The sequence below is a fragment of the Halovulum sp. GXIMD14793 genome (genome assembly GCF_054457435.1).
On the sequence record NZ_JBTLNE010000101.1, the window covers coordinates 1 to 5,434 of the forward strand.

Consider the following 5,434-nt stretch of genomic DNA (forward strand, 5'->3'; position numbering starts at 1 on the left):
TGAAGGAAAACAGAGGGATAGCGATGCGTTCATGCAAGACAGACCAGAGCTTCAAAGCCTTCATCTCGATTGCAGCGGCAATCATTCAAACACGGTGAACGTCAGCAGACCCTAGTTGATCCGACTTTTGCGCAGGATTCGGATATCCGTATTGGGTGCCGGTGCAGCAAAGGATTGCGGCTGGGCTGCCCTCTGATTTGCCGGCGGGGCCACCGTGTTGCCCCCCGAACTATCCTTGCGGAAAACCAGTGCAGCAGCGGCGGCTTGCCAGCTTACCAGCCACACATGCACTGCGATGAATCCAAGGATCACTAAAATCTCCGACCCAGAGATACCACCCAGAATCCCGCCACCGTCGATGCGACGGCGCATGTCCTCCAGATCCAGGCTAATTATGCCATTCTCTGCCAAAAGCTGAAAACCAAGAGCGGTTGCGATATAGGCCGGAATGGCCATGACGGCCACCAGTGTCAGCACGAGTGCCCCCTTCCCCAGCCCGCGGATCGGATCATAAAGCTGACCATATGCAGAGGCGGCCGTCATTGGCACCAGCAGCACCACATACACCAAACCGCTGAGCAGCAGCGCGCCGATCCAGACCAGTTGCGCCGGTCCCGTTGCCGTGCTGATGTTATCGAGAAGCGGCACCACCGCCTCAATCCCGCGCTGCGCAATATCGTTTCGAATGGCCACCGGGCCATAGCCGGAAAACGCCGCCGACAGGAACACCGCAGCAACCAGGATGGCCGCGGTACCGACAAAATAGACAGCCCCATATAACAGCGATGTCGTGATCATAGATTTTACGCCCGTATCGGGCCGAACCCCCACAGCCCCAATGGCCGCGCGCAGCGCACAAAGCAACAGCAAAAGGCCACAGCCTGTGCAAGCGATCCCGATGAAGATGAAGGCCAGAAAAGGCGATAAAAACATCAGCGGTAATGTGAAGACATAGGCGATGATCATGTAGATGACGCCACCGACAAAAACCCCGGAACCGCCGGAAGGCAGCGCAGGAAGACCGATAGCGAAAGGGGTATGGATCGCAAGAAAATCAATGGGTGCCCCTCCTTATGTCCTGAAGGAAGAGGAACTCTCTAAACAGCTATACAAGTACAAGCCGCAGCTTCCGCTACGACACCCCCTCCAAAATCTTCACGTAGATGTGATCGCTTTTGTGGTTTTCAAGGGGTGAGGCCGGATTTCTTAGGGCAGGCATGTGAGACCTGAAGCCAGCCGAAACTGCGCTATCCGACCCTTATCAACAACGGACCAGCGCAAAGGCTGGGCCGGACGCGGCCTAAGCCCCGCGATCCCGATAGGCCCGCTTGCAACCCGTCGGGGGCCGACCGTTTGAGGTAAAGGCATCCGCGCCGCAGGTATCGCAAGTGTAACGCTGCAAGGTACCCTCACGCCGAGACGGATCGACCCGCCAAAGACACCGCTGCCCGATGCGGCGTGTGCTCGACAGATAAACCAAGGCCGCGAGCACAATGACAGCACCAATCAGCAGCGGCATTCCACACCCTCCAAATCCCCAAGCACAGACCTACCGCGCAGACCTGACTTTGCCAAGGGCCGGACGAGCGCAGGCTCCAAGTGCAGCGGGCCGCACCCGACCCTGGGTGGGCGCATTCCCATTCCAAATCGCTCATGTCTGATCGCGCCATGTGACTACTCCCGCCGCTTGTTTGGCGCGAAAAAAATCACAAGTCATTGGGAGTATAAAGCCCTTTGTGGGTACGCTGCCTAGATTGAACGCGATCAATGCCCACTTAAAAATGAAACCGAAAAAGCCGCGCTTCGGCTTGCGGAGTCTGGCTCCGCAATGTGGGCATTTGGACGCCTTGTCGCTAACGTTGCCGCCGCATTCTTTGCATTCAGTCAATGCCATCAATCAACCTCTCGAGTGAGCTTGATATCGAAAATACGTCAGAAATGCGTTGCTCATGTAACCTTGGTTACACTATCGACTGCGCAAGTTTGTGCGGTCGTTTCTTCCCTGCTTACGCGGGGCCGATCAAAACCCCCTCAAACTCCCGCCACTCCCCCGCGCTCATACCCGAGGTTTCCTGCGTGACCTCCTCACCCTTCAGCATACGGCGCACGCAATCAATCCCCTTTGACGATAGTTGCACGGCACCAAGGCGGTAATCTTCAAAGGCGGCATAGGCGAGCGGTATCCAATCCTTCACGATCTCGCACATCACGTCGGCATAGGCGCGGATTTCGTATTGTGCGTGGCTATCCGCGCGCAGGCGCAGGAAGTGGAACAGGTTGTGCAGGTCGATCTTCCAGTACCACTGAGTATAAATATTTGCAGGCAGGTTCATGCGAGCCAGTTCGCGGGCCAGGCCGTCCTGATCATCCTGAGACAGCATCGCCTCGTAATTGTCATAGGCGCGGGTGCTGTCGGCTTTCAGCAGTTCCAGCACGCGGGCGGCTTCCTCGCCCTGCAGGACGGCGCCTCTGCCCTGATTGTTCACCGTTGATTGAGCCGCCAGATGCTCGGGCTGGGGGATATAGAATTCGCGGTCCAGAATCGAATAACGGGCGGAATACTCATTCACATTCGCTGTGCGGTGCCGGATCCATTGACGAGCAACAAAGACCGGCAACTTGACGTGAAACTTGACCTCGCACATCTCAAACGGGGTGGAATGCCAGTGCCGCATCAGATAGCGGATCAGCCCTGCATCGTTGGACACCGCCTTGGTCCCCTTGCCATAGGACACCCGCGCCGCCTGAGTGATCGCACTGTCATCGCCCATATAGTCGATGACGCGGACAAAGCCGTGATCCAGCACGGGGTGCGGGGTGTAAAGCCGCTCTTCCATCGCCGGAACCGTGGCACGGCGGGTGCTGTGCGACTGGGCGCGCAGCTCTGCGATTTCGTCACTGGCTTGCGGATTATCCGACCGGTCATTCATGCTGACACCCTGCTTTTCTGCGATTCTGCTGGGGGACATTATCTAGTCATGCAGGGGTCGGGCGCAACATCATCTTGTGGTTGGCGCTGCAGAGCCCAAGTTTCACAGCGTACCGGCCCGTTGACAAAGGCGATAGCGCATCACCGATTGCAAAACGCAAATTTATAGGTCGACGCCACTGCCCGCTTGTCAGAACCGTCAATCAGACTAGGCTAGCACAAGATCGAAGCGTCGATAAATGAAGACCAGCGGCGGCGTGCCGCGACAATAAGGTAGGGATCATGAGCCTTAAATATCTGCATACAATGGTTCGGGTTAAGGAGCTGGATAAGACGATGGAGTTTTTCAAACTCCTGGGGTTGGAAGAAAAACGCCGCATCGATAATGAGGGCGGGCGGTTTACTTTGGTCTTCATGTCTCCACCAGGCCAACCGGAATGCCCGGTCGAGCTGACCTATAACTGGGACGGCGATGACGAGCTGCCGTCTGACAGTCGGCATTTCGGGCATCTCGCCTATAGGGTCGAGAATATCTATGATCTCTGCCAACACCTTATGGACAACGGCATCACTATCAATCGCCCCCCTCGCGACGGGTACATGGCTTTTGTGCGCAGCCCTGACAACATCTCGGTCGAGCTTCTGCAAGCTGGCGACAAACTGCCGCCGCAGGAACCCTGGGCAAGTATGGAGAATACCGGGCATTGGTAAGACTGGTCTTTCTTCTGAGTTTATTGGCGGGAATGGCGGCAGGCGGCGACATCCGCGCGGATTTGACCGGTGACGGTATCCCGGAAGAGGTCAGGTTCACCCTGCAGGAAAACGGATTGCTATATCGGGGCGACCGACAAACCGTCAGCCTTCAGATTGACGGGCCCGAAGAGCCAATACGCTTACGAGATGTAGCCTGGGCCGGCGGCGACCAGTATCCGCCGGTCCTGCACGTGACAAGTGACCGAAACCTTCAACTTCTGACCCGTGATCTTGCGCCCGGCCTCGGGGGATGGTTTCTTGTTACAGAGATCACGTGGCAGAGCGGGCGCTTTGTGATCGCCCGTATCACCTATGATACTTTCGACGTAAAAGAGCCATCCCGCAATCTGGCCTGCGACATTGATTTCTTGACACGAACCGGAACGAAGCGTGACAACACAGGCAACCATGCTCTTGCAGCTGCAAAGACAATGGTGGCGCTAAGGGACTGGCAAAGTTCGGATGTGACAGAGGTATGTGACCTGTAAGAGACGCGATTGATCAGGACTGCGACACTCCTTGCCAGCCTTGCAGGTCCCGCACCAGCCTGTGATCTTGCGCTGGTGTTGGCGGTAGATGTCTCGGCGTCGATCTCTCCTGAGGAATATGAGCTTCAGATGAGCGGTTTGGCGGATGCACTGGTCCATCCGGAGGTGGGCGAAGCGTTGATCCATGCTCAGGCAGCGGTCAGCCTGGTGCATTGGTCCAGCCAGACCCGGCAAGCGGTTGTTGTTCCATGGCGGCGCGTGCGTTCGGAGGCAGAGTTGCGCGACGTCGCCCAAGAGATGCGTATAGCACCCCGAGCCTGGTCGCTTTACTCCACGGCCATCGGTGACGCTATCGGCTTTGCCGCAGCGCAATTTGCCTATGCCCCTGACTGCTTAAGGCAGGTCATTGATGTGTCAGGAGACGGGTCCTCGAACGAAGGGAGCGCACCGTCTGAGGCACGCGAACCGCTGGTGCGTCAGGGGATCACCATCAACGCACTGGCCATCGAAAGCAATGTGCGCGGACTGACCAGATATTTTGAGCGCGAGGTGATCGGCGGCCCCAATGCCTTTGTCGAAAAGGCTGATACCTATGCGGACTATCCCGCCGCGATCGAGCGCAAGTTGTTGCGCGAAGTCGTGAAGCCCGCGTTTTGATCCGCCTGGCGCTGCTCTGCTGGCTAAGCATGGCCCTGCCTGTGCAGGCCTGCCGTTTGGCGCTGGTTCTGGCGCTGGACATATCGTCCAGCGTCGATGCGACGGAGCGGGCCTTGCAAGTGGAAGGCGTCGCGGCCGCATTGGAGGACCCCGAGGTTCAGGCCGCCCTGTTCGCCGTGCCCGGGGACCCAGTGGCGCTGATGGTGTTCGAATGGTCCGGGCGCTGGGATCAGACGACGCTGGTCGACTGGACGGTGATCACTACACCGTCCGACATTTCCCGCCTGACAGCCCGCCTGCGCAGCACCCCACGCAGCCGCGACAACCTGCCGACAGCCCTTGGCCACGCGCTGATCCATGCACGGGGTCAATTCGACACCGCCCCAGCCTGCGCGCAACACACGATTGACCTCTCTGGCGACGGCAAAAGCAATGATGGCGTGCGGCCGGAGCGCATCTATGATCTGCTCGACTGGGGTGACATCACCGTTGACCTGCCCCCCGAGGCTCCCTCATTCATAACGAGAGTCTGCGGGTCTGGTTTTCATATTCGTTGGTTTCGTTTTGGGCAAGCGCGCCGGGCGCGGAGCCCTCAAATTGCTCAAGC

7 protein-coding genes are annotated in these 5,434 nt (G+C 58.0%); 4 read left to right on the forward strand and 3 right to left on the reverse strand.

Features of this window, described 5'->3' with window-relative positions:
* Window positions 1-111: 111 nt before the first annotated feature.
* The 3 genes from ACW9UQ_RS18160 to thyX all read right to left on the reverse strand — a co-directional run bounded on the left by ACW9UQ_RS18160 (window position 112) and on the right by thyX (window position 2,930).
* The gene (locus ACW9UQ_RS18160) at window positions 112-966 is read right to left on the reverse strand and encodes a hypothetical protein (protein WP_458932403.1); all 855 of its coding nucleotides are present in this window, start codon (window positions 964-966) and stop codon (window positions 112-114) included.
* A 334-nt stretch (window positions 967-1,300) separates the two neighbouring features.
* Window positions 1,301-1,519, reverse strand: a complete 219-nt coding sequence (locus tag ACW9UQ_RS18165; RefSeq protein WP_458932404.1) for a hypothetical protein — start codon at window positions 1,517-1,519, stop codon at window positions 1,301-1,303.
* Between the two features lie 487 nt (window positions 1,520-2,006).
* The gene (thyX, locus tag ACW9UQ_RS18170) at window positions 2,007-2,930 is read right to left on the reverse strand and encodes an FAD-dependent thymidylate synthase (RefSeq protein WP_458932405.1); all 924 of its coding nucleotides are present in this window, start codon (window positions 2,928-2,930) and stop codon (window positions 2,007-2,009) included.
* Window positions 2,931-3,211: 281 nt separating this feature from the next.
* Between thyX and ACW9UQ_RS18175 the strand changes: the two genes are divergently transcribed.
* The 4 genes from ACW9UQ_RS18175 to ACW9UQ_RS18190 all read left to right on the forward strand — a co-directional run.
* Entirely contained in the window at window positions 3,212-3,640 is a 429-nt protein-coding gene (locus ACW9UQ_RS18175; RefSeq protein WP_458932406.1) for a VOC family protein, read from the forward strand.
* Complete coding sequence (locus ACW9UQ_RS18180) at window positions 3,634-4,170, forward strand: hypothetical protein (RefSeq protein ID WP_458932407.1); 537 nt, start codon at window positions 3,634-3,636, stop codon at window positions 4,168-4,170. The genes ACW9UQ_RS18175 and ACW9UQ_RS18180 overlap by 7 nt, the downstream gene beginning before the upstream one ends.
* 9 nt (window positions 4,171-4,179) lie before the next feature.
* Complete coding sequence (locus tag ACW9UQ_RS18185; protein ID WP_458932408.1) at window positions 4,180-4,827, forward strand: DUF1194 domain-containing protein; 648 nt, start codon at window positions 4,180-4,182, stop codon at window positions 4,825-4,827.
* On the forward strand, window positions 4,824-5,434 hold a 611-nt coding region (locus ACW9UQ_RS18190; RefSeq protein WP_458932409.1), incomplete at its 3' end, for a DUF1194 domain-containing protein. The genes ACW9UQ_RS18185 and ACW9UQ_RS18190, both read left to right, overlap by 4 nt.